Raw genomic sequence first — 25,829 nt, forward strand, 5'->3', positions numbered from 1 at the left:
GGTCGGGCGGTGTGGCGGTGGCCAKGGCCTCGCCACTGTAGCCGCCGCCTCGCGTGCGCGCGCGAGGCGCCCGCGACAAACCGCAGTTTTGTGCAACCAGGGTCACGCCATGCGGCCGACACTGGCGCGATGAACCTCTTCCTCTACGTGCTCACCGTGCTGATCTGGGGCACCACCTGGATCGCGCTGAAGCTGCAGCTCGGCGTGGTGCCGATCCCGTGGTCCATCGCCTACCGCTTCGCGCTGGCGGCGGCCGTGCTGTTCGCGTGGCTGGCCATCACCGGGCGGCTGAAACGGCCCGATGCCCGCGCGATGAAGCTGATCGCGGCGCAGGGCGTGTGCCTGTTCTGCCTGAACTTCATCTGCTTCCTGCACGCGAGCCGCTTCATCCCGAGCGGGCTGGTCGCGGTGCTGTTCTCCACCGCGACGGTGTGGAATGCGTTCAACGCGCGGGTCTTCCTCGGCCGGCCGCTCGCGCCGCGCGTGCTGGCCGGCAGCGCGCTCGGCATGCTGGGCCTGGCAGCACTGTTCTGGCCGGAGCTGACGCGCCACGATGCGTCGCCCGGCACGCTGACCGGCCTCGCGCTCGGGCTGGCCGGCACGCTGTGCTTCTCGGCCGGCAACATGCTGTCGACGCGCCTGCAGGCGCTGGGCCATGCGCCGGTTGTCACCAACGCGTGGGGCATGCTGATCGGCTCCACGGTGCTGGCGCTCGGCTGCGGCGTCGCCGGCGTCGGCTGGGCCTTCGATCCGTCGCCCACCTACGTCGGCGCGCTGCTGTACCTCGCGATCCCCGGCTCGGTGATCGGCTTCACCGCCTACCTCACGCTGGTGGGCCGCCTCGGGCCGGAACGCGCGGCCTACAGCACCGTGCTGTTCCCGGTGGTCGCGCTGAACGTGTCGGCCTGGGTCGAGGGCTATCAGTGGACGGCGCCGGCGCTGCTCGGGCTGGTGCTGGTGATGGCCGGCAACGTGATCGTGTTCCGCAAGCCGAAGGCGGCGCCGGCGGCCGCTGCCGTCACAGCCCCAGTTCGCTGAGCCCGGCGTGCTCGTCCGGGCGGCGGCCGAGCGGCCAGTGGAACAGGCGCTGTTCCGGCTGGATCGGCAGGTCGTTGATGCTCGCGTAGCGGCGCTCCATCAGGCCCTGCGCGTTGAACTCCCAGTTCTCGTTGCCGTAGCTGCGGAACCACTGGCCGGAATCGTCGCGGAACTCGTAGGCGAAGCGCACGCCGATGCGCGGCCCGCCGAAGGCCCACAGCTCCTTGATCAGCCGGTAGTCGAGCTCGCGCGCCCACTTGCGCTGCAGGAAGGCGCGCACCTGCTCGCGGCCGACCGGGAACTCGGCGCGGTTGCGCCAGCGCGTGTCCTCGGTGTAGACGGCGGCGACGCGGTCGGCGTCGCGGCTGTTCCAGGCGTCTTCGGCCAGGCGGACCTTCTGGCGGGCGGATTCCTCGGTGAACGGGGGCAGCGGCGGGCGGGGTGTTTCCATGGGGGCTCCTGTTTCGGGGTGTAGACAGGTCTGTCTATGTGCCGCATCTTGAGGCAGACAGATCTGTCTGTCAAACTGCGGGCCATGACGAACGCCACGGCCCCGCTCGAACCCCGCCAGCGCATCCTCGAGACCGCGATGCGCCTCTTCTACGCCGACGGCATCCGCGCGGTCGGCATCGACCGGCTGATCGCCGAATCGCAGGTGGCGAAGGCCTCGTTCTACCGGCACTTCCCGTCGAAGGACGACCTGGTGCTGGCCTTCCTGCGCTTGCGGCACGAGCGCTGGATGAACTGGTTCGCGGGCAGGCTGGAGGCGCGCTGCGCAGCCGCCGGCCCGGCGATGGAGCGTGCGGCCGAGGTGCTGCGCGAATGGTTCGAGGAGCCGGATTTCCGCGGCTGCGCCTTCATCAACACGCTGGCCGAAGGCTCGGCGCAGGGCGAGGCGATCAGCGTGGTGCAAAGCCACAAGGACGAGCTGCAGGATTGCCTGCTCGCGCTGGCGCGCCGCTGCGGCCACCCGCAGCCGGAGCGGGCGGCGGAAGATGCGCTGCTGATCGTCGAGGGCGCGATCGTGCGCGCGCACATGACGGGCGACGCCGGTGCGGCCGATGTCGCGCGCCGTCTGCTGCAGAAGTCCTGGTCGTGAACTGACACGGTGTTCCCCGTCGCTACACTGGCCCGCAGCCCGGACTGGCCGGGCACCTCACGGGAGCCGCACAGATGGTCGTCGAAGCCGAGGCACTGCGCTGTCTCCGGGTGGCGATGGGCCAGCCGGCGTCGAACTTCCGCGACGGGCAGTGGGAGGCCATCGACCACATCGTGAACCGGCGCGGCAAGGTGCTCTGCGTCCAGCGCACCGGCTGGGGCAAGAGCATGGTGTATTTCGTCGGGGCGACGTTGATGCGGGCGCAGGGCGCCGGCGTCACGCTGATCATCTCGCCGCTGCTCTCGCTGATGCGCAACCAGATCGAGGCGGCGCACCGGCTCGGCTTGAAGGCGCTCACCGTCAACTCGACCAACCGCGACGATTGGGAGGCCGTGCGCACTGAACTGCTCGCCGGCCAGGTCGACCTGCTGCTGATCTCCCCGGAACGCCTGGCCAACGACGAGTTCGTGGCCGGCACCTTGCARCCGATTGCGGCGCGCATCGGGCTGCTGGTGATCGACGAGGCGCACTGCATCTCGGACTGGGGCCACGATTTCAGGCCCGACTACCGGCGCGTCGGGCAGGTGCTGGCCCGCCTGCCGGCCCACATCGCGGTGCTCGCCACCACGGCCACGGCCAACCGGCGCGTGGCGCAGGATGTGGCGGCCCAGCTCGGCACCGGCGTGGTGGTGCAGCGCGGGCCGCTGCTGCGCGAGAGCCTGGCGCTGCAGAACATGCGGCTGGCGGGGGCGGCAGACCGGCTGGCGTGGCTGGCCGATCGCATTCCGCAGCTGCCCGGCAGCGGCATCGTCTACACGCTGACCACGCGCGATGCCGACCGTGTCGCCGAGTGGCTGCAAGGGCGCGGGATCGATGCACGCGCGTACCACGCGGGCAAGCACGACGACGAGCGGCAGGCGATGGAGCAGGCGCTGCTGGCCAACGACATCAAATGCCTCGTCGCGACCACGGCGCTCGGCATGGGCTACGACAAGCCGGACCTGCACTTCGTCATCCACTACCAGACCCCCGGCAACGTGGTGGCCTACTACCAGCAGGTGGGCCGGGCCGGCCGGGCGATCCCCGCGGCCTGCGGCGTGCTGCTGTCGGGGGATGAGGAAGAGGACATCAACGAGTACTTCCGCGAGGCCGCGTTCCCGCCGGAGTGGCAGGTGGACCGGATCCTCGGTGCGCTGGAGGCTGCCGACGGGGGCTTGAGCGTTCGCGCGCTGGAGCGGGCCGTCAACCTGCGGCAGTCGCAGATCGAGAAGGTGCTCAAGCTGTTGGTGGTCGAGCCGGACTCGCCGGTGCTGCGCATCGATGGCGCGTGGTACCGGACCGCGCAGCCGTTCCAACTCGACAAGGCGCGCATCGCGCACCTCACGCGGCAGCGCGAGGACGAGTGGGCGCAGATGAAGCACTACCTTGCCAACGAGCGCTGCCTGATGCTGTTCCTCGCCGAGGCGCTCGACGACGCCGGGGCGTCGGCGTGCGGGCGTTGTGCCGTGTGCCTCGGCCGGCCCGTGCTGCCGATGGAGGTCGAGCGAGCCACGCTGATCGAGGCGTTGCGCTTCGTCAAGCGCAGCGAGATGCCGCTGGAGCTCAAGAAGCAGTGGGACGTCGAGGCGCTGCCGCAGTACCGGGCCGACCACGGCTGGAGCAAGCAGACCATCCCCGCGGCGCTGCGCGGCGAAGAAGGCCGGGTGCTGTCCCGCTGGGGCGAGCCGGTCTGGGGCCAGCTGGTGGCGCGGGGAAAGGCGCAGGGCCGCTTCGACGACGAGCTGGTCGAGGCGTCGGCGGACATGATCCGCCACCGGTGGCCCGCAGCGGCACGGATCAGCTGGGTGACCTGCATCCCGTCGATGCGCTACCCCGAGCTCGTGCCGGACTTCGCCAGGCGGCTTGCCGATGCGCTGGGTGTACCGTTCCGGCCGATCATGTCGAAGACACGCGAGACGCAGCCCCAGAGAGACATGGAGAACCGATTTCACCAATGCCACAACCTCGACGGCGCGTATGCCRTCGAGCCGCAGCCGGGCACGGATGGTGCCGTGCTGTTGGTCGACGATCTCGTCGATTCCGCGTGGACCCTGACGCTCGCTGCGGCGTTGCTGCGACAGACGGGCACGGCGGCGGTCTACCCGTTCGCGCTGGCCCTCACCTCGGCGAAGTAGCGACCCCATGAGTGTTCAGGGATTGAGTGCGGATGGCGAGGCGGTTCTGCTGCTGTGCGGGCGGTTCGGCGGCGAGCGGCAGGAAGCGTTCCAGCCGCTGTCGATGCGGGACTGGGCGGTGTTCGCCCCCTGGCTGAACCAGCGCGGGATGCGGCCTGCCGACCTGCTGTCCGCCGCGGCGCACGCGCAGTTGGACGGCGTGCAGGAGATCGAACTCGAGCGCCCCCGCATCGAGTTCCTGCTGGCCCGCGGAACCGCGATGGCCCTGGCCCTGGAGCGATGGAGCCGTGCCGGCCTGTGGGTGATCTCGCGAGCCGATGCCGCGTACCCGGGGGCCCTGAAGCGCCGGTTGAAGCATGCCGCGCCGCCCTTGCTGTACGGTGCGGGCCGCCCGGAGCTGCTCGACCTGGGCGGCCTCGCGATCGTCGGCTCGCGCGATGCCGGCGAGGCGGCGCTCGAGTTCGCGCGCCAGACCGCGGCCACGTGTGCCGACGAAGGGATGGTCGTCCTCTCGAGCGGTGCGCATGGTGTCGAGATGGCCGCGATGCAGAGCGCGCTGGAGGCCGGTGGCCAGGCCGTCGGCGTGCTGCCCGGCGACCTGCTCAAAGCCAGCCTCGGGCGGCTGAACCGCGGCGGCTTGCAGCAGGGCCGCCTGACCCTGGTGTCACCCTGCGCGCCGCAGGCCGGCTTCGATGACGGCCAAGCAATGGCGCACAACAAGTACCTCTGCGCGCTGGCAGACCGGACGGTGGTGATCGATGCCGAAGGCCTGCGCGATCACTTCGAGCGAGACACCTGAAGACTCAGGCGGGCACCCGCGTCATCTGCATCGTCCAGTTCGTCAGCCACTCCTCCCCATCGGGCGAGAAGGCCTGCTCCCAGCGCGCTGCATCCGGCCCCTGGCGCTGCCAGACGAAGCGTGCGTACACCTTGCGGCCGTTGTCTTCATCCTCGCCGTAGAACTCGCCGCGGTCGCCATCGAAGCCGCCGCGCACCGGCGGAAACAGGATGCCGCTGCGGTTGTGCGCCCAGTAGATCGACCATTGCCGCTTCGCGGTATCGAACAACCGCAAGGTCATGCCCGACCAGTCCTGGGTCGTGAAGTCGATCTGTTCGACGTTGGCGATGCCGCCGAGGCGCGGCTCGCACGCGAGCACCGAAGGAAACTCCTGCCAGTCGTCGCTGCCCGGCACGCGCGTCGCGAGGCGCCGGTTGAGCACCTGCCAGCGGCCGTGCAGGAAATCGAAGTCGTCCGGTTGCCCGGTGCGGTCCAGCGTGTAGCTCATCGTGTTCTCCGGTGAAAGGCGCTCAGCGCCAGGCCGAGCCGGCGGTGGGCTGCAGGCGGAACATCTCCGGTGCTGCGCGCAGCTGCGACAACCAGCGCGGCCACACCGCATCGCGCCAGATCGCCGAGGTGAACAGCCGGTCGGCGCAGTCGAGCTGGTGGACCACGCTGTCGAAGCGGCAGATCCACACGAAGGCCTCGGTGTCGGTGCGCACCGGCAGCGCCGGGAAGTCGTTGGCGGCGTGCTCGGTCTTCAGCACCGCCTGCACGTCCATGCCGGCGGCCACCAGGCAGGGCCGCACCTCGTGCTCGAAGCGCTGCACCAGCTGCGGCGTGGCCGGCGCATCGAGCCGGCACACCACGGCGAGCAGCATGCCGGGCCGTGCCGCATGGGTCGCGGCGGTCTGCACGTTGCGCAGCAGCAGCACGTTCGACGAATCCTGCATCGTCGCGTTGGCGGCGTTGCGGTGCCGCTGCCACACCGGGCCGCCGTAGAACGCGGCCAGCGCCTCGCGCCGCTCGGCCATGTTCGCGAAACCGCGCAGCCAGACGAAGTCGTCGGGTGCGTCGAGGTCGCGGAACTGGCCGAGCACGCGCATGCCGCAGTCTTCCTGTGTGTGCACGAACTCGCGGTCGAACAGCTCGATCAACGTCTCGCGCCGGCCGGGGTGCAGCGCATAGCGCCGCAGCTCGACGATGGCACAAGGGGACGGAATCGTGTCAGCAGCCGCGGCACGGGCCGGGCGCTCCAGCGTCATCACGGTCATCGGGGCATCTCCTCGTCTCTGGGGAGGGTGATGCTGCGCCGGGCATGCTGACAACCTGTGTCAGTAGAGTTCAGCAGAAATCAGCCGACCACCGTGCTGTCGCGCCCGCTCAGCTTCGCCTGGTACATCGCCTTGTCGGCCCGCTCGATCGCGGCCTGCAGCGCCTCGCCGTCGGCGCAGGTGCTCAACCCGGCCGAGAAGGTCAGCCGCAGCCCCGGCGCCACGGCGTCGAAAGGGGCCGCCGCGAGCCCGGCGCGCAACCGATCGACGCATTGCAGCGCCTGTGCCTGCGGCGTCGCCGGCAGCATCAGCAGGAACTCCTCGCCGCCCCAGCGCCCGAGCACGTCGGTGTCGCGCAGCGCGGCCTGCGCGGCGTCGGCGAAGATCTTCAGCACCCGGTCGCCGGCCGCGTGGCCGTGGTTGTCGTTGATCGGCTTGAAGTGGTCGAGGTCCATCAGCACCAGGCTCAGCGGCAGGCCGTGGTGCTTCTGCCGCACGCGCTCGGCATCGAGCAGCTCGGTCAGGTGGCGGCGGTTCACGAGGCCGGTCAGGTCGTCGCGCGTGGCCAGGTGGTGGATCTTCGCGAGCGCCTGCTGCAGCTCCGCCTGGCGCTGCCGCAGCTTCGCGCGCAGCCGGCCCATGCTGACCGCCAGCGCCGACATCGCCGTCATCAGGATCAGGCAGAAGCCGAACTGGATCGCCTCGATGTGCGGCGGGAAGCGCGCCGGGTCGGTGCGCGCCTTCCACAGCATCACGCCGCCCAGCATCGCCAGCGCCTGCGCGCCCAGCAGCCGCGCCTCGCGCGGCGACATCACGAACATGCCCCACACCAGGTTCAGCAGCATGATCGCCATCACCGCGCCGCGCAGCTGCGGGTTGATCGCATAGCCCCAGGCGGTGACCGAGATGCCGAACACCGATTGCGACATCGTCAGCGACGGGTCGTGCGACAGCCGCTCGCTGAGGCCGCTGCGCACCAGCGCGTAGAAGACGAGGATGCCGCCCAGGCTGACGACGCAGAACCAGAACGCCGGCCCCGCCTCCATCATGCCGAGCCGCACCTCGACGGCGACCACCACCGCGAACAGCGCATAGACGCACAGCGCCAGCAGCGTCAGCTTGGCGTGGCCGCGCCGCCGCTCGGTGGTACTCCACAGCAGGTCGAGCAGGCGGGACGGTGCGCGGAACATCGCGGGATTGTAGGAACGAGGCGCCGCCGGCCTGCGGCCGCCCCCCGGAGGCAGGGGGATCCGGTGTGTCGGTGCCGACACACCGCGTCATGCAGCCGCCTCTCGAGCGACTCGCCGTGCGGCGAAAATGCCGCCTGTCGGATCTCGATCGAGCGCCCGGCGTTCGCGACGAGAAAGCGCATGGGCGACAGCATGACCGACAAACGATTCTTTCCCCGCCAGGTGGTCGAGTCCGGGGGCAACCGCTGGGACTGGGCCCTGCTGCCGCTGGTGCTCGCGGTGCTGGTGCTGCTGGCCTGGGGCGGCGCGCAGATGGCGCGGCCGTACCAGCTGGGCGAGGCGCTGCCGCTCACGCTCGACCCGACCGCGCTGCCGTACTACCTGCTGCGCACCACGCTGCGCATGTTCCTCGCGCTCGGCGCGTCGCTGGTGTTCGCCTGCGTGTTCGCGGCGCTGGCGGCCAAGTACCGCGCCGCCGAGCGGGTGCTGGTGCCGCTGCTCGACATCCTGCAGTCGATCCCGATCCTCGGCTTCCTGTCGATCACCGTCACCGGCTTCATCGCGCTGTTCCCGGGCAACCTGTTCGGCGTCGAGTGCGCCGCGATCTTCGCGATCTTCACGTCGCAGGCCTGGAACATGGCCTTCAGCCTCTACCAGTCGCTGCGCACCGTGCCGCCGGAGCTGCAGGAGGCGGCGCGCGTGTTCCAGCTGTCGGGCTGGCAGCGCTTCTGGCGGCTCGAGCTGCCGTTCGCGATGCCCGGGCTGCTGTGGAACATGATGATGTCGATGTCCGGCGGCTGGTTCTTCGTGGTCGCGTCGGAGGCCATCGCGGTGTCGCAGCAGAGCATCAAGCTGCCCGGCATCGGCTCGTACATCGCCCAGGCCATCGAGCTGCGCGACCTGCACGCGATCGGCTGGGCGATCGGCGCGATGCTGGTGGGCATCGTGCTGTACGACCAGCTGTTCTTCCGGCCGCTGCTCGCATGGGCCGACAAGTTCCGCTTCGAGGAGGGCAGCAGCGAGAGTGCGCCGTCGTCGTGGCTGCTGACCTGGCTGCGCCGCACCGAGCGGCTGCAGCCGTTCGCGCTGCGCATCGGGGCGCTGTTCGCGCGCTCGCTGACGCTGTTCCGCCGCCGCCACGACGGCACTTCGATCCGGGCGCGCGCGCGGCCGGCCGGTGCGACGCTGCAGCGCGCCTGGGATGCGCTGCTGGCCGCGGCGGTGCTGATCGCGCTGTGGCACCTGCTGCGCTTCATCCACACCGAGGTCGGCTGGGCCGAGGCCGGGCATGTGCTGGTGCTGGGCTCGATCACGCTGCTGCGCGTGCTGGTGCTGACGGCGCTGGCCGCGCTGGTGTGGGTGCCGGTGGGCATCTGGATCGGCATGAACCCGCGCTGGTCGGGGCGGCTGCAGGGGGTGGCGCAGTTCCTGGCGGCGTTCCCGGCCAACCTGATGTTTCCGGTGGCGGTGCTGTTCATCGTGCGCTGGAAGCTCAACCCCGACATCTGGCTGTCGCCGCTGATGGTGCTGGGCACGCAGTGGTACCTGCTGTTCAACGTGATCGCCGGCGCGAGCAGCATCCCGACCGAGCTGCGCTATGCGGCGCAGAACCTGGGCCTGTCGGGCTGGCTGCGCTGGCGCCGCTACCTGCTGCCGGCGGTGTTCCCGAGCTTCGTCACCGGGGCCATCACCGCGAGCGGCGGCTCGTGGAACGCGAGCATCGTCGCCGAGTACGTGACCTGGGGCGACACCACGCTGCAGGCGAAGGGGCTGGGCAGCTACATCGCGCACATGACGGCGATCGGCGATTTCCCGCGCATCGCGCTGGGCATCGGCGTGATGTGCGTGTTCGTGATGGGCATGAACCACCTGGTCTGGCGGCGGCTGTACCGCCTTGCCGAAGACCGCATGCATTTTTAGGGCAGAGCATGAAGACACTGATCGAACTCAAGAACGTCGGCAAGTCGTTCCGCTCGGCCGACGGCAGCGCGCGCGCGGTGCTGGAGGGCGTGGACTTCCGGCTGGCCGAGGGCGAGATCGTCTCGCTGCTCGGTCAATCGGGCTCGGGCAAGTCGACGCTGCTGCGCATCCTGGCCGGGCTGATCCCGGTCGATGCCGGCGACGTGGCCTACCGCGGCCAGCCGCTGCACGGGCCGGCGCGCGGCATCGCGATGGTGTTCCAGTCGTTCGCGCTGTTCCCGTGGCTCACGGTGCAGCAGAACGTCGAGCTCGGCCTCGAGGCGCGCGGCATGGCGCCCGCCGAGCGCGCGGCGCGCGCGGTGGCGGCGATCCAGCTGATCGGGCTGGCGGGCTTCGAGGGTGCGCTGCCGCGCGAGCTGTCGGGCGGCATGCGCCAGCGCGTGGGCATTGCGCGGGCGCTGGTGGTGGAGCCCGAGATCCTGCTGATGGACGAAGCCTTCTCGGCGCTCGACGTGCTGACCGGCGAGCGGCTGCGCGACGAGATCCTCGCGCTGTGGACCTCGCGGCGCATGCCGACCAAGGCGATGCTGGTGGTCTCGCACAACATCCAGGAAGCGGTGCTGATGGCCGACCGCGTGCTGATCTTCGCGAGCGACCCGGGGCGGGTGCGCTGCCAGCTGGCGGTGCAGCTGCCGCGCCCGCGCGACCCGGACAGCGCCGAGGTGCGGCAGCTGGTCGACGAGGTCTACGCGCTGATGACCGCCGGCACCGGCCGCCGCCCGGCGGGCGAGCCGGCCGCGCTGCCGCTGGCGCACCGCCTGCCGCAGGCCGACGTGAGCCGCATGGACGGGCTGCTGGAGCTGCTGGCCGACGACCTGTTCGCGGGCCATGCCGACCTGCCGAAGCTCGCCGAGGAGACCGAGCTGGCCGACCACGAGCTGCTGCCGTTGACGCAGGGACTGTCGCTGCTGGGGCTCGCGCAACTGGCCGATGGCGACCTGCACCTGACGCCGCTCGGGCGCCGCTACGTGGACGGCGACCACACGCTGCGGCAGCAGCTGTTCGGGCAGCAGCTGCTGGCCGGCGTGCCGCTCGCTGCGCACATCCGGCACAGCCTGGAGCAGGAGGCGTCGGGCGAGCTGCCGCAGGAGCCGTTCCTGCGCCTGCTGAGCGACAGCCTCGACGCCGCCGAGGCCGAGCGCGTGCTGCGCACCGCGATCGAATGGGGGCGGCATGGCGAGGTGTTCGAGTACGACTACCGGACCGGGGTGATCCGGTTGCCGGAGGGGCGGCAGGAGATRACTGGTGAGTGATCAAGTCCCGCATGCGCCGTGAGGCGCATGCGGGAAGCGGTGAGAGATCATTGTCAACGCTGTCTGTCAATAGGAGAGATTGAGCGTTGCGAGTGACCGGGTACGCCTGCAGAGTCACTCACCTCAGCAGAGTCGCATTGCCCAAGCATCGGTCGGCCACCAGGGCTGCCCTTTCACGGAACTCTTCCCTACCGCGGAATTGAGTTCGCTTCGGCCGGGAGCAAGTCTCCCGCGGCTCGATTCAGCGATTGCTGTCTTCCTGTCAAGCCTTCAAGCAGTTTGTCCGCTCTTTTGCGGCAGTCCTGTCGCGACGGGTGAAGCGGCCGTTCCCGCTTCATATGAAAGTGAAGAAGACCCATGACGCTCGAAGCTCTCCTCCATCGCCTTTCGCTTGCAGGTGCGCCAGTCGCCGCTCCCTTGCAAGTTCTGCCCAACAACGTCTTGCGGCATGTCGCCGGTGGCGACGTGAAGTGCAGCGCAGGCAACTCTCCAAACTTCGTGAAATGCGAATGGAGCAAGGCGGTCTAAGACTGCCATGCGTGCCGCCCATCCAGGGCGGCACTCCTTGATCGGTCCTTGTCGGAAACAGGACAGCAAAGCAATGGCCACCATTGAGCGAGTGAATCTGAGCGGGATTCGATCGAGACTCCGCACCGTAGAGAACCCTGTACAGCCGGCCGTGATCCCTAGGCGGCTGGAAGTCATTCTGAAGGTCGCAGAGCGCTGCAACATCGCCTGTACCTATTGCTACTTCTTCGACTCGAGAAACACGGACTTCGAGAGGCGACCGCCGCTGATCTCCGTCGAGACCATCGATCACGTCGTGGCCTACCTTCTCGACGCGGCGAGAAAGCATGAGCTCCAAGTCATCCAGATCGATCTGCATGGTGGAGAGCCACTGCTGATGAAGCGAGATCGATTCGATGACATGTGCGGTCGTCTCACGCGTGCTCTTCATCAAGTGGTCGATCTGCGAATTTCGCTGCAGACGAACGGCATGCTGCTGGACGATCTCTGGATCGACCTGCTCGTCAAGCACGGCATATTCGTCGGCGTCAGTCTCGACGGACCGCGTGAAGTGCACGATCTGCACAGAGTCGACCACGATGGCCGCGGCACCTATGACCGCGTTGTCTCGGGGCTCAAGAGACTCCAGGCCCGCCTGCCCGACCGGCTGGGCGTTATCGTGGTACTGAGCCGTCATGTGGACGGAGCCGTCTTGTATCAGCACCTGGTCCATCAGCTTGGACTCAAGAACCTCCACTTCATTGCTGCGGACGAGACGCATGACAGCACCTGCATGCAGGACGGCAATACGGTGGGCGATGCCCTTTGCAGAATCTATGAGCACTGGTTGCGGGACAACGATCCGTCGATCCACATCAGGTTCGTGGACAAGTCCGTTCGCCGTCTCCTCGGCGGGAAGGGCAGGTTGGCCGAGGAGGAAGCCATCATTTCCGGATCCCTCGCGATCACCGTGGACAGCGATGGCCATGTCGGGCCTGACGATGATCTGAGAAACGTCTTACCGCACCTCTTCCGAGGGCGCTACAACGTTCAGGACTCGACATTGAATGACTTCATCGATTCCAGCGAGATACAAGACCTTGTGAAGCAGGTCGGCCGCCTCCCGCTTCAATGCACTGACTGTTGCTGGAAGAAGGTCTGCCGAGCGGGCGAGGTACTGGGCGGACCCATTCAACGCTACAGCTGCGCGCGTGCCTTTGACAATCCAAGCGTGTACTGCAAGCAAATACAAGGGCTTCTCGAGGCGGTCTGTGAATCTGCTGTGCGACGCGGCCATGCGCCGGCCAGCATTCTGGAGAGCGCTGCGTGAGAGTCGCCAGACTGATCCGGATCGCCAGCGTCATGACGCTTCTGACGGCATGGCCCGTGGCACAAGCCCAGGCACTGCTCTTCGAGCGTCCTCTTTCCCAGCAGAAGGTCCACGACGGTTTCGGCCCTGTCATCGACGTGCATGTCCATGGCCGAATCGAAAGCTTCGTTCTCGACACCGGGTCGTCGCCGAGCCTCGTTGTCTCGGCTGCCGCGTCGCGTCTGCGCAGTCGCGCCGAGGGACCGACTTGCCAGCAGCCCTTGCTGATCTGGTTCGGCGAGGAGCGTCCGACCGCCGTTCCGTGCGAGGTTATCCCGACGATCCCGGAATTCGCGGCCGCAAAGCTCGCCGGCATGTTGAGCCCGCAGCAACTGGCACCGCATGATCTCGTGGTGCTCGACTTCCCGTCGAGTCGCCTGTTCGCGCTGCACGCAGCCGTTGAGCCGTTCGATGTCTTCCGCAAGCTCTACCCCGAGCGGTCCAGCGTTCGTCTCGAGCGGGTAGGCGAATCGATTGGCGCGATGCTGGTCCGCGGTGCCTGGGGCGATCGCGCCGAGGTGCTCGTCGACATCGACACCGGCCGCCCGTACACGCAGTTCGCGAGACGTTATCTCGAAGGTGCGCCGGTCGGCGGTTCATCTGCAACGCTGTCGGCGACGGGCGAGCGCTCTTTCAACCAGCAGTCGTCGCAGGCACAGCCGCTTCGCATCGGATCGGTCGTGCTCGCACCCATCCGCATCCGCACCCGCGATGAGGCGGGCGTGGTGGCCGGCATCGTCTATGAAGGCTCGCTCGGCCGAGACGTGCTGAAGGCATGTGCCATCGGCATCCCGCCTCGTCAGGAGCGGCAGGTCTACCTGGCGTGCCGATGACCCAGGCTCAAGCCGTCTCGACCTCCACCTCCTCATCCACCTCCCCACGCGACGACAGCGCCAGCAGCCCGTGCCGCTTCAGCAGCGTGCGCAGCGTGTTGCGCGTGACGCCGAGCAGCCGCGCGGTCTGCACCTGGTTGTCGTGGCAGCGCGCGAAGCCGAGCCGCACCACCAGGGCCTCGATCGCCGCCACCAGCTGCGGATGCCTGCCGTCCATCAGCGCGTCGATGGCACGCTCCAGCGCGGCCAGCGGCTGCGCCTCGGGGGGCGGCCCCGCGGAGGGCGGTGCGGTCGAGGCGGGAGGCGAGGCGACCGCGCCCAGGAACCCGAGCGGCGAGAAGCGGCAGTCGCTCGCCCGCACGATGCCGTCGCGGCAGACGATCAGCGCGTAGTGGATGACGTTCTCCAGCTCGCGGATGTTGCCGGGCCACGCATAGGCCAGCAGCGCGCTGCGCGCCTCGGGCGACAGCTGCGTGCCGTGCAGCGACAGCTTGCCGCCGCACACCGCGATGAAGTGGCGCGCGAGCGGCAGGATATCGCCCGGGCGGTCGCGCAGCGGCGGCAGCTCGATCGTCGCGACGCTCAGCCGGAAGTACAGGTCCGCGCGAAAGTGCTGCGCCTCCACCGCCCGGTGCAGCTCGACGTTGGTCGCCGCCACCAGCCGCACGTCGAGCGGGATCGCGCGGCGCGAGCCGAGCCGCACCACCTGCCGCTCCTGCAGCACGCGTAGCAGCTTCACCTGCAGTGCGAGCGGCAGGTCGCCGATCTCGTCGAGGAACAGCGTGCCGCCGTTGGCCGCCTCGAACCAGCCGGCACGCGCCTGGTTCGCGCCGGTGAACGCGCCGGACTCGTGGCCGAACAACTCGGCATCGATCAGCGATTCGCTGAAGGCGCCGCAGTTCACCGCGATGAAGGGCCCGTCGCGCCCGCTGCGCTTGTGGATGTGGCGTGCGATCAGCTCCTTGCCGGTGCCGGTCTCGCCGACCACCAGCACGGTGGCGTCGCTGCCGGCGACGCGTTCCACCTGCTCCAGCACGGCGAGCGAGCGCGGGTCGTGGAACAGCAGCGCCTTGGCGCGGATCGAGAGCGCCAGGCTGGCGGAATCGGGCAGGGTGAGCAGGTGGTCGGCGGACATGCTGTTGGCAATGGGCTGGCAATGGGCTGACGACAATGGGCAGACAAATGACGCGATCTGCACATTAGGTGTCTTGTTCCGTGCCGTGAACGCAGCATTTCACGCTTGCATATGCGCACATCACGGCGATCGGGGTCTGCGCTGCTGCGATGTGCGCGCTGCTGTTGCCTCGCCAACAATGCGCTGGCGCGTGCTGCTGCCGGCGCAGCAGGTGCAGGGTCGAGATGCAGGCCCGCGGGTTGCATGCCGGGCCCCTTCAACTCTCCACCGATCCCCATGAAACACCTGCTTGCCACCTGCCTGCTGTCCGTCGCTGCCGTCGGCGCGAATGCCGCGTTGCGCGAGGGGGACACTGCACCGGCCTTCCGTGCCACGGCCTCGCTGGCCGGCAAGGCCTTCGACTATTCGTTGCGTGATGCATTGGCACGCGGCCCGGTGGTCGTCTACTTCTACCCGGCGGCATTCACCATCGGCTGCAGCCTGCAGGCGCACGCCTTCGCGGTGAACCTGAAGCAGTTCAGCGACGCCGGCGCCAGCATCGTCGGCGTGTCGCTGGACCGCATCGAGCGGCTCAACGAGTTCTCGGCCGATCCGGAGTCGTGTGCCGGCACGGTGGCGGTGGCCTCGGATGCCAAGGGCGCGATCGCGAAGTCTTTCGACCTGGTCGTGCAGGAGCAGAAGGCGGGCCGCAAGACCCGGCGCGGCGACGAGATCGATCACGGCCTGGCCGAGCGGACCACCTTCGTCATCAAGCCCGACGGTCGCATCGCGGCCACCTTGAGCGGGCTCTCGCCCGAGGACAACGTGGCGCGCGCGCTCGACGCGGTGCGAGCACTGAAGCGCTAGGGCGCAACCGCCGACGCCGCCGCGCGCGGCGCCGGTGGCTGGATGTGGCTGACCGCCGTGCCGCCTTCCTTTTCGTAGTCTTCCGAGCCGGTCGCGCCGGCCACCTGGTAGCCCTTGCTCGCCAGCAGGTCACCGACCGCACCTGCGCGCTGCGCATGGTTGGACACCGTCAGGATGCGCCGGTCGCGCGGCAGCCACGCGAGCTGCTTCTCGATGTCGCGGTTCTGGATGCTGAGGAACACCGGGAAGCTGCCGTACTTGATCAGTTCGTCGGGACGGCGAACGTCCAGCACCAGCACGCCGCCAGGCTGCGCCAGCAAGGCATCGACCTCGGCGCGGGCCAATCGCTGCGTCTTGTATTTCCACGGCGCGGCGGCCTGCTGCGCCGATGCGGCCAGCGCGGTGAATGCGAGGGCCGCGGCCAGCGCGGTGATCTTGAAGCTCTTCATGAAGCGGGTGTCCCTGGTGATGGTGATGAAGGTGGGAGACACCTTCATCGCAGCATTCATGCCATTGGCACCGCCGGGCTGAGTGCCCGCAACACAGCCGCGAACACGACAGCGGCGTTGCGTGCGCAGCACGCGCAACCCGCGCCCTTGCTGGCTTCGCAGCAGAACCCCGCCTGGACACGGGCATGCGCCGTGCTGTGAAGGGAGGTGGATCGACACACACGACAACCCCACGACAACCATCACCGAGGGACCCTCTCTTGATCAAGCAGTTGCTCCGACTCACGCCGATCGCCGCGGCCGCCGTCACCGTGATCGCCCATGCGGCCGATGCACCTGCCGACGCACCGGCCGCCCCCGATGCCGCCGCCTCGGCCCCCGTCGCCGACAACGAGGCGAGGGCGCTCGATGCCGTCGTCGTGCGCAGCCGCAACCGCATCGAGCGGCTGCAGGATGTGCCGCTGTCGATCTCGGTCGTGCAGGGCGCCGAACTCGAACGGCTCAGCGCCTACGGCATCGACGCCATCACGCGGCGCGCCGCCAACGTCTCGTGGAACCTCGGCAACCAGCGCACCAGCTCGCTCAGCATCCGCGGCGTCGGCAAGATCGGCCAGACCGAGGCGCAGGACCCGAGCGTCGGCGTCATCGTCGACGGCGTCAACTACGCCTACAACGCGCTCACCTCCAGCTTCAACTTCGTCGACGTCGACACCGTCGAGGTCACGCGCGGCCCGCAGGGCACGCTGCTCGGCAAGAACACCAGCCTGGGCGTCGTCAACATCACGACGCGCCGGCCGTCGTTCACGCCCACCGCCGACTACACGCTCGAGTTCCGCCAGCGCGGCGGCTTCGCCGGCACCGCGGCCGTCGGCGGCCCGGTGGTCGACGACCTGGTCGCGTGGCGCGGCACCTTCTCGGTCGACCGCGGCCAGGGCGACATCGAGAACCAGTACAACCGCGACATCACCTACACCAACACCGACCGCGTGTCGGGGCGCGTGCAGTTCCTCGTCACACCGACGAGCGACTTCAACGCGCGCCTCGCGTTCGACCTGCAACCCCGCGCCGGCGAAACCACCAACGGCCGCACCGTCTTCACGCCGACCCCGGCGACCTACGCGAACGGCTCGCCCAACACCGCCGTCGACAACGCGACGCGGCTGTCGCGCCGCTGGTTCTCGCAGAACACCGGCTACAGCGTCGGCGATTACTACGCCTTCCTCAGCAACGACAACCAGCGGCCGCTGGTCACCGGCAGCCGCGGCGCCTCGGCCGAGCTGAACTGGAAGCTCGACGGCGGCCACACGCTGACCTCGATCAGCGCGTACAAGGACTACCACTTCGACGCCGTCAACGACGAAGGCACGCCGTTCGACGTGTACCGCAACTCGGGCGGCTTCTGGAACGACTACCGCCAGGCCAGCCAGGAGCTGCGCATCAGCTCGGCGGCCGGCGGCTTCGTCGACTACCAGGGCGGGCTGTACTACATCGACGTGCACAACGAGGCCGACTACCGCCGCGCCTGGGGCAACGACGCCGGCGCCTGGTTCGCGAGCAATGCGCAATACAACCGGCTGGATGCCGACCCGGCCGGCCGCCTGCTGATGCTCAACTCGCTGGCCAACCTGGCGACCTCGTACAACTCGCCGGTCGGCGTGCAGGAGATCCGCAACAAGAGCGCCGCGGTCTTCGCACAGGCCAACTGGCACCTGAGCGAGCCGCTGACGCTGACCACCGGCCTGCGCTTCACGCGCGAGGACCGCCAGAACGCCGGGCGTTCGACCCTCAACAGCAGCGGCAGCGCGCCCGAGCTGAACCCGGATGCGGTCGGCACCGACGACGCGATCGCGCAGAAGTACTTCGGCATCCCGACCTATGCCGCGCTGAGCGCCGCACAGAAGCAGCAGGTGGCCGATGCCCGGGCGATCCGCAAGAGCCAGCTCGGCGTGCTGTTCGGCCAGACCCAGGCCGAGCCCTTCCGCAAGACGCAGCCGGCGTTCGTGATCAGCCCGTCGTACAAGGCCAGCGAGCAGCTGACGGCCTACTTCTCGTACCAGCACGGCGAGAAGGCAGGCATCTCGCAGCTCGTCAACGGCGTGTCGACGCTGGTGCAGCCGGAGAAGACCAATGCCTTCGAGGCGGGCTTCAAGTCGGCGCTGTTCGACAAGACGCTGGTGCTGAACGCCGACGTGTTCCTGATGAACATCACCGACTACCAGCAGTCGGTGCGCATCGTCGACCAGTACACCACCGCGCTGAACAACGACGGCACGTTCTACTACACCTCGGCCACCGGCAACGTACCGAAGGTGCGGGTCTCGGGGCTCGAGGTCGACGGCGTCTACGCGGGCATCGCCAACACCACGCTGCGCTTCTCCGGCGCCTACAACAAGGCGATCTACAAGGACTTCAGCAACGCCGCGCAACCGGTGGAGAACGGCTATGCCGGCGCATCGCCCTACCGCGACATCAGCGGCCAGCCGCTGGCCGGCGCGCCGAAGTACAGCGTCAACGTCGGCGGCGACTACCGCCTGCCGGTGCGGGGCGACAAGGTGTTCCACACCAGCGCCAACGTGTCGGCCAACAGCAGCTACTACTCCGACAACGCGCTGTCCGCGTACTCGGTGATCCCGAAGAGCGCCCTGGTCGACTGGGCCATCGGCGTCGGCACGCAGAACCGGAGCTTCGACGTCAGCCTGATCGTCAAGAACCTGTTCAACGACGACACGCCGCGCTCGAAGACGTGGAACAGCTATTCGCCCGCGATCCCGCGCAGCGTGGGCATCCAGTTCGCCGGCAAGTTGTAGGCGCTTCATCCACCCCCTGCAGATCGAGTACGCCCATGAAACTCAAGTTGCTTTTCGTGCTTCTCGCGATCGCCGCCAGCGCGGCCATCGCCACCGCCGTCGATGAGAAACCTGTCGCGCCAGCGGCCGCCAAGGCCTGGGCCTACACCCCGCCGCAGGCGCCGGCTGAGCCGGCGCTGAAGAACAAGCGCTGGGTGCGTACGCCGCTCGACGCCTTCGTGCTCGCGAAGCTCGAGGCCAAGGGCCTGTCGCCATCGGCCGAAGCCGACCGCGCCACCTTCATCCGTCGTGCCACGCTGGACGCCTGGGGCCTGATCCCGACGCCGGAGGAGGTCAAGGCCTTCGTCGCCGACCGCTCGCCGAAGGCCCACGAGAAGCTGGTCGACCGGTTGCTCGCGTCGCCGCGCTATGGCGAACGCCAGGGCCGGCGCTGGCTCGACCTGACGCGCTATGCCGACAGCGACGGCTACAACGCCGACGGCACCCGGCCCAACATCTGGCGCTACCGCGATTACGTGATCGATGCGTTCAACCGCGACAAACCCTTCGACCGCTTCGTCAAGGAGCAGCTGGCCGGCGACGAACTGTGGCCCGACAGCATCGAGGCCCAGGTGGCCACCGGTTTCCTGCGCAACTTCCCGGACGAGATCAACGCGCGCGACCTGAACCTGAAGAAGCAGGAGGTCGCCAACGACCTGACCGACACCGTCGGCTCGGTGCTGCTGGGCACCACCGTCAACTGCGCGCAGTGCCACGACCACAAGTTCGACAAGATCTCGCAGAAGGAGTACTACCAGCTGCAGGCCTTCCTGGTGAACGCGAGCTGGCGCGACGACGTGCCGGCGATCAACGGCCAGGCGCTGGCCGAGTACACCGTGAAGCGCGCGAAGTGGGAGGCGGCGACGCAGTCGATCCGCGACCAGCAGGACGCACTGCTCAAGCCCGTCATCGACAAGCTCGAAAGCGACCGGCTGTCGGGCTTCGTGCCCGAGACGCGGGTGTCGATCAGCAAGCCCGAGGCCGAGCGCAGCGCCTACGACCGCTGGATCTACCACCGCAACCTGTGGACCATGTCGGGCCGCACGCGCAACGCGGTGAACCAGCTGAAGACCAAGGACAAGGCCGGCTACGAGAAGTACCAGGCGCTGGCCGACCAGCTGAAGGCCTTCGACAACCTGAAGCCGCGCGACCCCGGCAGCATCTCGACGATGACCGAGCTGGGCCATGCCGACAGCCCGCCGACCTACGTGCTGTTCAAGGGCATCTACGACAAGAAGCTCGACGAGGTGCAGCCGGCGGTGCCGGCGCTGCTGGGCGGTGACGCGCCGGCGATCCAGCCGACCGCGAACTCRTCCGGGCGGCGCAGCGCGCTGGCCGGCTGGATCGCGAGCCCCGCCAACCCGCTGACGGCGCGTGTCTTCGTGAACCGGCAGTGGGCGCAGTTCTTCGGCACCGGCATCGTCGACAGCGTCAGCGACTTCGGCAAGATGGGCAGCAAGCCCAGCAACCCCGAGCTGCTGGACCACCTGGCGACGAGCTTCGTGAAGAACGGCTGGAGCGTGAAGGCGCTGCAGCGCGAGATCCTGCTGTCGAGCGTGTACCGCCAGGCCTCGGCCGCGCGGCCCGAGGCGCAGGCGGTGGACCCGGGCAACAAGCTGTTGTGGGCCTTCCCGCGGCAGCGGCTCGAGGCCGAGGAGATCCGCGACTCGCTGCTGGCCGCCGCCGGGCTGCTGGAAGAGAAGTTGGGCGGACCGGCGGTGTTCCCGCCGATCCCGATCAACCTCGACAACCGCAATGCGTGGCCGACCTCGGAGAACCCGCACGACCACCACCGCCGCAGCGTCTACATCTTCGTGCGCCGCAACACGCCGTACCCGCTGCTCGACACCTTCGACTGGGCCAACCCGCAGCTGGTGCACAACAAGCGCGAGGTGACGACGACCGCACCGCAGGCGCTGGCGCTGATCAACAGCGACCTGGTGTTCGAGTGGTCGAAGGCACTGGCCGGTCGCGTGATCCGCGAGGCGGGCCCGAAGGAGTCGGCGCAGATCGACCGCCTGTTCGAGATCCTCTACGCCCGCAAGCCCGACAGCGTCGAGCGCGCCAGGCTGCAGGCCTTCCTCGACAGCCAGGAGGCGCTGACGCGCCAGCAGCTGGTGCAGGGCAAGCCGCTGAACGCGCCCGAAGGCTACGGCGTGAGCCCGGTGCTGACGGCGCAGATCGACCAACTCTACAAGACGGTCTACGGGCGCAGCGCCGACCGCTACGAGAAGGCGGTGTTCGTGCAGACGCTGGCGAAGCAGCAGGAGAAGCTGAAGTCGACGGCGGCCGGCGGCGATGACGAGGACGACGACGCGAAGGCCGCCGATGCCAAGGCCGGCAAGGGTGCCAAGGCTGGCACGGGCAGGAAGGCGACGCCCGAACTGAACCCGGCGCGCGCGGCCGCCTTCGTCGACCTGGTGCACGCGGTCGCGAACTCCAACGAATTCACCTACCGATTCTGAGAAGGACATTGACATGAGCCACCATCACCACCCTTCGCGTCGCGACTTCCTCGGCCAGCTGGGCGCCGGCGCGGCGCTCGGCCTGGGCATCCAGTCGGCCTGGGCCAGCGAGCTGATCGATCCGCAAGCGCCGCGCGAGCCGCACTTCCCCGCCAAGGCGAAGGCCGTCATCTGGCTGCACATGGCCGGCGCGCCCAGCACGCTGGACCTGTTCGACTACAAGCCCGACCTGATCAGGCTGGCCGGCACGCCGCTGCCCGATTCGTTCGGCCGCAACCTGAAGACGGCCACCGATGGCGGCGTCGGCAACCTGCTGGCGACCAGGCGCACCTGGAAGCAGCACGGCGAGACCGGCGCATGGGTGTCCGACCTGTTGCCGAACCTGTCGAAGCAGGTCGACCAGATCGCGTTCCTGAAGGGTTGCAAGACCGAAGGCAGCACGCACGTGATCTCGTCGCTGAAGCTGCACACCGCCGGCCTGGTGCCGGGGCGCCCGGCGCTGGGGGCGTGGGTGCAGTACGCGCTTGGTTCGTCCAACCCGGACCTGCCGGCCTTCGTCGTGCTGCCGACCGGCAAGGGCGCGGCCGGCGGCGGGCGCGGCCAGGTGATCTGGAGCTCGGGCTTCCTGCCCGCGGCCTACCAGGGCACGGCCTTCCGCCAGGGCGATTCGCCGATCCTGCACCTGGCGCGGCCGGCCAACCTGAGCGAGGCCGAGCAGCGCAACACGCTGGCGCTGCTGAAGTCGCTGAACGAGCACCAGTCGGCGGGCTTCCCGAACGACACCGAGCTGCAGGCGCGCACCCGCTCGTACGACCTGGCCTTCCGCATGCAGAGCTCGGCGCCCGAGGCGGTCGACATGAGCAAGGAGACCGCGGCGACGAAGGAGCTGTACGGCATCGGCCAGAAGGAGACCGACGAGTACGGCACCGCGCTCCTGCGCGCGCGCCGGCTGGTCGAGCGCGGCGTGCGCTTCGTTCACTGCATCTCCGGCGCGCCGGACAACAGCGTGGACAGCTGGGATGCGCACAACGGCCTCGAGAAGAACCACGGCGTGATGTGCAAGCAGGTCGACAAGCCGGTGGCCGGCCTGCTGGCCGACCTGAAGTCGCGCGGGCTGCTGGAGAGCACGCTCGTCGTCTGGACCTCGGAGTTCGGCCGCACGCCATATGGCCAGAGCGGCGACGGTCGCGACCACAACCCCTGGGGCTACACCAGCTGGCTGGCCGGTGGCGGCATCAAGCCGGGCACGCACGGCACCACCGACGAGATCGGGCTGCGCGCGGTGAGCGGCGTGGTCGACACCTACGACCTGCAGGCGACCATCCTTCACCAGCTGGGGCTGGACCACAAGAAGATCACGTTCCTGAACCAGGGGCGTTCCGAGAAGCCGACCTCGGTGTTCGGCGATGTCGTCAAGGAGATCCTCGTCTGAAGCCGAAGCGACTTTCCGCGCTGTTGGCCGCGCTGTTGGCCGGGTTGCTGGTCGCCGGTGCGGCGGCGTCCGCGGCCTTCTCGCTGGACGGCGACCTGATGCGCGGCATCGAGGACACGACCAGGAGCCTGGACTCGAATGTCTCGCTGAAGAACAAGGAGGCCGCTGCCGCCGAGGCGCAGCAGCTGGTCGACTGGTTCGCGCAGGTCCAGGGCTACTACGAAGCCAAGGGCGACGCGGCCGATGCGGTYGGCTTCTCGCGCAAGACGCATGCGCTGGCGAGCGAGCTGCGGCGCGCACTGGCGAGCGAGGACTACGACGCCGCGTCGGACACGCTCGGCCTGCTGGTGCGCTCGTGCAAGACCTGCCACGAGGTCTACAAGCACAAATGAAAGCCCCGACCTGTCTCATCGCGGCCCTCGTGGCCGCGGGGCTGGCTGCGCCTGCGTTCGCGGCCAGCGTGCTGGAGTTCGACGTCTGGATGCGCGCGATCGACAAGTCCAGCGTCGCGGTGCAGAAGAGCATCGCGCGCCAGGATGCGGCGGCCGCGCGCGCCGAGGCCCGCGAGATCGAGCGGCTGTATGCGCTGATGGAAGCCTTCTTCCGCGACGACATGCCGGCCGCCGATGCGCTGCGGGTCTCGACCGAGGGCCGCGAGCTCGCGGCGTCGATCGCAGCGCTGCTGGAGGCCGGCGACTACGAGCGGGCGGGTGGCGCCGCGCGGCGCATCGCCCAGGCCTGCAACGACTGYCACGACCCGCACAAGCCCTTCAAGTGATTCCCCTTCTTCTCATGACCTTGCACCACCTCTCACCATGATGAAACCCACGAGCATTCGCATTGCAACCGTTGTGGCGCTCGGCGTCATCGCCGTCACGACCACGGTCTGGGCGCAGCAGACGCCGAAGCCCGAGAACCAGATCCGCTGGCGCCAGTCGGCCTTCCAGGTGATCGCGCTGAACACTGCGCGCATCAAGGCTTCGGTGGACGGCAGCTACAACAAGGACGAGGTCGTCCGGTCGGCGAGCGCGATCGCGGCCTTGGCCAACACCAACCTGCTGACGCTGTTCACGCCCGGCACCGAAGCCGGCAAGGGCTGGCATGACACCACCGCCAAGGCCGAGCTGTTCAAGGACACGCAGCGCGTGGCCGAGCTGAACGCGACCTTCACGAAGGAGGCCAATGAACTGCTGCGCGTCGCGCAGGCGGGCGATGCGGCGGCGGTGAAGGAGCAGCACGGCAAGCTCGCGCGCTCGTGCAAGTCGTGCCACGACGACTTCCGCAACGCGAACTGATCCAACGAGGAGAACCAGATGATCCATCACCAGAAGAAACTTCTGGCCGCGCTGGCCTGCGCGGCCATCGGGCCGCTGCAGGCCCAGACGGCCGCCTCGGCACCGCGCCCGGCCGAACCCCCCAAGGCGTTCACGTTCTTCGTGACCAGCGAAGGCCTCGGCAAGGGGGCCGACCTCGGCGGCCTGGCCGGCGCCGATGCGCATTGCAGGAAGCTGGCGAGCGCCGTCGGCAACGGCGCGAAAACCTGGCGGGCCTACCTGAGCACGCAGGAGGCGAACGGCCAGCCGGCGGTGAATGCGCGCGACCGCATCGGCGCGGGGCCGTGGACCAATGCGCGCGGTGCCGTGGTGGCGCGCGACCTGGCGCACCTGCACGGCGACACGCTGGAGCTGGCGCGGCTGGGCAGCAACCTGACGCGCAACACGGTGTTCACCGAGAAGAACGAGCCGGTGAAGGGCTCGGGCGACAAGCCGAACCAGCACGACATCCTGACCGGCTCGCAGCCGGACGGGCGCGCATTCGCCGATGCGGCGGACCACACCTGCCGCAACTACGGCAGCAGCGCGGCCGACGGCTCGGCGCAGGTCGGGCATTTCGATCGCACGGGCGGCGGGAACAGCTCGTGGAACTCGGCGCATGCGAGCCGGGGGTGCGGGCAGGAGAACCTGGTGAGCACCGGGGGTGCGGGGCTGTTCTATTGCTTCGCGCTCGACTGAGCGCAAACGGGCTCAACGCTTGAACAGCACGTCCAGCACCACCTGCACCTCCTCGGCCCCACCGGCCGAGCACTTCATGCGCTTGACCGCGCCCTGCACGTACTTGTAGTACTCCTTCGGCCCCGACTGCGGCACCGCGTCGACCACCTGGCTGCCGCGCACCGTGAGGCGCGTGCGCACCGCGCCGACGATGCCGACGCGGTCGAACGCATCGGCCAGCACCTGTTCCAGCACGCCCTGGTAGCCCGGGCACGCGAGGCTGATCTCCTGCTTCGCGACCACCGGCTTCGCCTCCGGGGCCGGCGGCGCAGGCGCTGCGATCACCACCGGCTCCTTCGGCGGCTCGGCCTGCACCGCGGTGATCTGCGGCTCCGGTGCGGCCACTGGCGTCACGTCCGGCGGTGGCATGTAGGCCGGCGGTGGCGGGGCCGGCAGCTTCGGCGCCGGCTGGATCTTCTCGACTTTCGGTGGAGGTGGCGGCGGCGGAGGGGGCGGCGCCTCCGGCACGATGCTCATCTGGATCGGCTTCTTGATCACCTCGACCGCCTCGCGCGCCAGGCCCGATGCCAGTGCATACGCGATCAGCACGTGCAGGCCCAGCACTGCGGCCAGGCCGGCGCCACGGCGCGGACCGGCCTCCCGGTACGAAGGGTTGTCGTCGCGGGCCCGCAGGCCGCCCGACGGGGGAAGTACGGCGCTCATGAAGGCTCCCTGGTTGTCATTCAAACTGCTCGCTGCCGACGACGCCCATGCGGTGCAGCCCGGCCTGGTCGACGGCCACCATCACCTCGGCGAAGCGGTCGTACTTGGTGTGCGCATCGGGGCGCACGTGCAGCTCCGGCGGCTCGGCCTGCGCGGCAGCGGCCTGCAGCCGCGCCTGCAACTCGCGCGCATCGCGCAGCGGCGTGCCGTTCCAGTGCACCGTGCTCGCGCCGTCGATCGCGATCGTCACGACCTCGGGCTTCACTGCGCTGACCGGCGGCGTGCCCACCGGCAGCTGCAGGTTCACGTTGTGCAGCTGGATCGGGATCGTGATGATCAGCATCACCAGCAGCACCAGCATCACGTCGATCAGCGGCGTCGTGTTGATGTCGGCCACCGGTTCCTCGACGACCAGCGTGCGGCGTGTCTTCTTCGTGCGTTGCATCG

At 68.9% G+C, this 25,829-nt stretch carries 24 protein-coding genes; 16 read left to right on the top strand and 8 right to left on the bottom strand.

What is annotated here, in order from left to right; translation table 11 throughout:
- Positions 1-129 precede the first annotated feature (129 nt).
- Positions 130-1,038, top strand: coding sequence for a DMT family transporter (locus AC1D12_RS01675; RefSeq protein WP_477824712.1), 909 nt, complete (start codon positions 130-132; stop codon positions 1,036-1,038).
- Here the strand turns inward: AC1D12_RS01675 and AC1D12_RS01680 are convergent.
- Entirely contained in the window at positions 1,019-1,489 is a 471-nt protein-coding gene (locus AC1D12_RS01680; protein WP_477824713.1) for a nuclear transport factor 2 family protein, read from the bottom strand. The genes AC1D12_RS01675 and AC1D12_RS01680 overlap by 20 nt on opposite strands.
- Positions 1,490-1,573: 84 nt before the next feature.
- On the opposite strand from AC1D12_RS01680, the gene AC1D12_RS01685 reads away from it, so the two are divergent.
- From AC1D12_RS01685 to AC1D12_RS01695, 3 genes are all read left to right on the top strand, one after another.
- Positions 1,574-2,137: a TetR/AcrR family transcriptional regulator gene (locus AC1D12_RS01685; protein ID WP_477824714.1), complete on the top strand. Its 564-nt coding sequence runs from the start codon at positions 1,574-1,576 to the stop codon at positions 2,135-2,137.
- Between the two features lie 74 nt (positions 2,138-2,211).
- A complete protein-coding gene (locus tag AC1D12_RS01690) occupies positions 2,212-4,311 on the top strand; it encodes a RecQ family ATP-dependent DNA helicase (RefSeq protein ID WP_477838581.1) in 2,100 nt (699 codons plus the stop codon).
- A 7-nt stretch (positions 4,312-4,318) separates the two neighbouring features.
- Complete coding sequence (locus AC1D12_RS01695) at positions 4,319-5,110, top strand: DNA-processing protein DprA (protein WP_477824716.1); 792 nt, start codon at positions 4,319-4,321, stop codon at positions 5,108-5,110.
- A 4-nt stretch (positions 5,111-5,114) separates the two neighbouring features.
- Here AC1D12_RS01695 and AC1D12_RS01700 read toward each other — a convergent pair whose 3' ends face one another.
- From AC1D12_RS01700 to AC1D12_RS01710, 3 genes are all read right to left on the bottom strand, one after another.
- Positions 5,115-5,597 (bottom strand): hypothetical protein, encoded by a 483-nt coding sequence (locus AC1D12_RS01700; protein ID WP_477824717.1) that lies wholly within the window; start codon positions 5,595-5,597, stop codon positions 5,115-5,117.
- Positions 5,598-5,619: 22 nt separating this feature from the next.
- Positions 5,620-6,363 carry an NIPSNAP family protein gene (locus tag AC1D12_RS01705; RefSeq protein ID WP_465111600.1) on the bottom strand — a complete coding sequence of 248 codons (744 nt, stop codon included), beginning with the start codon at positions 6,361-6,363 and terminating at the stop codon, positions 5,620-5,622.
- Between the two features lie 80 nt (positions 6,364-6,443).
- Entirely contained in the window at positions 6,444-7,553 is a 1,110-nt protein-coding gene (locus tag AC1D12_RS01710) for a GGDEF domain-containing protein (protein ID WP_477824718.1), read from the bottom strand.
- Between the two features lie 192 nt (positions 7,554-7,745).
- On the opposite strand from AC1D12_RS01710, the gene AC1D12_RS01715 reads away from it, so the two are divergent.
- The 4 genes from AC1D12_RS01715 to AC1D12_RS01730 all read left to right on the top strand — a co-directional run bounded on the left by AC1D12_RS01715 (position 7,746) and on the right by AC1D12_RS01730 (position 13,495).
- Entirely contained in the window at positions 7,746-9,473 is a 1,728-nt protein-coding gene (locus AC1D12_RS01715; RefSeq protein ID WP_047510820.1) for an ABC transporter permease, read from the top strand.
- A gap of 8 nt (positions 9,474-9,481) precedes the next feature.
- Complete coding sequence (locus AC1D12_RS01720; RefSeq protein WP_477838583.1) at positions 9,482-10,786, top strand: ABC transporter ATP-binding protein; 1,305 nt, start codon at positions 9,482-9,484, stop codon at positions 10,784-10,786.
- Positions 10,787-11,387: 601 nt separating this feature from the next.
- Positions 11,388-12,623 carry a radical SAM protein gene (locus AC1D12_RS01725; RefSeq protein WP_477824720.1) on the top strand — a complete coding sequence of 412 codons (1,236 nt, stop codon included), beginning with the start codon at positions 11,388-11,390 and terminating at the stop codon, positions 12,621-12,623.
- A 32-nt stretch (positions 12,624-12,655) separates the two neighbouring features.
- Positions 12,656-13,495, top strand: a complete 840-nt coding sequence (locus AC1D12_RS01730) for a hypothetical protein (RefSeq protein WP_477838585.1) — start codon at positions 12,656-12,658, stop codon at positions 13,493-13,495.
- A 7-nt stretch (positions 13,496-13,502) separates the two neighbouring features.
- Here AC1D12_RS01730 and AC1D12_RS01735 read toward each other — a convergent pair whose 3' ends face one another.
- A complete protein-coding gene (locus AC1D12_RS01735) occupies positions 13,503-14,630 on the bottom strand; it encodes a sigma-54 interaction domain-containing protein (RefSeq protein ID WP_477824722.1) in 1,128 nt (375 codons plus the stop codon).
- A 276-nt stretch (positions 14,631-14,906) separates the two neighbouring features.
- Here AC1D12_RS01735 and AC1D12_RS01740 point away from each other — a divergent pair, with 276 nt between their 5' ends.
- Complete coding sequence (locus AC1D12_RS01740) at positions 14,907-15,476, top strand: peroxiredoxin (RefSeq protein WP_465111607.1); 570 nt, start codon at positions 14,907-14,909, stop codon at positions 15,474-15,476.
- On the opposite strand, the gene AC1D12_RS01745 is transcribed toward AC1D12_RS01740, so the two are convergent.
- Positions 15,473-15,973 (bottom strand): rhodanese-like domain-containing protein, encoded by a 501-nt coding sequence (locus tag AC1D12_RS01745; RefSeq protein WP_477824723.1) that lies wholly within the window; start codon positions 15,971-15,973, stop codon positions 15,473-15,475. The genes AC1D12_RS01740 and AC1D12_RS01745 overlap by 4 nt on opposite strands.
- A gap of 212 nt (positions 15,974-16,185) precedes the next feature.
- Between AC1D12_RS01745 and AC1D12_RS01750 the strand changes: the two genes are divergently transcribed.
- The 7 genes from AC1D12_RS01750 to AC1D12_RS01780 are packed head-to-tail and all read left to right on the top strand — an operon-like array spanning position 16,186 to position 24,680.
- Entirely contained in the window at positions 16,186-18,732 is a 2,547-nt protein-coding gene (locus AC1D12_RS01750; RefSeq protein WP_477838587.1) for a TonB-dependent receptor, read from the top strand.
- A gap of 35 nt (positions 18,733-18,767) precedes the next feature.
- Entirely contained in the window at positions 18,768-21,236 is a 2,469-nt protein-coding gene (locus AC1D12_RS01755; RefSeq protein ID WP_477838589.1) for a DUF1549 and DUF1553 domain-containing protein, read from the top strand.
- A gap of 13 nt (positions 21,237-21,249) precedes the next feature.
- A complete protein-coding gene (locus AC1D12_RS01760) occupies positions 21,250-22,668 on the top strand; it encodes a DUF1501 domain-containing protein (protein WP_477838591.1) in 1,419 nt (472 codons plus the stop codon).
- A gap of 23 nt (positions 22,669-22,691) precedes the next feature.
- Positions 22,692-23,060: a hypothetical protein gene (locus AC1D12_RS01765; RefSeq protein ID WP_465111612.1), complete on the top strand. Its 369-nt coding sequence runs from the start codon at positions 22,692-22,694 to the stop codon at positions 23,058-23,060.
- The gene (locus AC1D12_RS01770) at positions 23,057-23,446 is read left to right on the top strand and encodes a hypothetical protein (protein WP_465111613.1); all 390 of its coding nucleotides are present in this window, start codon (positions 23,057-23,059) and stop codon (positions 23,444-23,446) included. Before AC1D12_RS01765 ends, AC1D12_RS01770 begins: the two co-directional genes overlap by 4 nt.
- A 37-nt stretch (positions 23,447-23,483) precedes the next feature.
- Complete coding sequence (locus AC1D12_RS01775; RefSeq protein WP_477838593.1) at positions 23,484-23,963, top strand: c-type cytochrome; 480 nt, start codon at positions 23,484-23,486, stop codon at positions 23,961-23,963.
- A gap of 18 nt (positions 23,964-23,981) precedes the next feature.
- A complete protein-coding gene (locus tag AC1D12_RS01780; protein WP_477824975.1) occupies positions 23,982-24,680 on the top strand; it encodes a lectin in 699 nt (232 codons plus the stop codon).
- A 12-nt stretch (positions 24,681-24,692) separates the two neighbouring features.
- Here the strand turns inward: AC1D12_RS01780 and AC1D12_RS01785 are convergent, their stop codons facing one another.
- A complete protein-coding gene (locus AC1D12_RS01785; protein ID WP_477824976.1) occupies positions 24,693-25,382 on the bottom strand; it encodes an energy transducer TonB in 690 nt (229 codons plus the stop codon).
- A 16-nt stretch (positions 25,383-25,398) separates the two neighbouring features.
- Positions 25,399-25,827 carry an ExbD/TolR family protein gene (locus AC1D12_RS01790; protein ID WP_477824977.1) on the bottom strand — a complete coding sequence of 143 codons (429 nt, stop codon included), beginning with the start codon at positions 25,825-25,827 and terminating at the stop codon, positions 25,399-25,401.
- Positions 25,828-25,829: the final 2 nt, after the last annotated feature.

It is taken from the genome of Rhizobacter sp. P1_G5 (assembly GCF_056405435.1).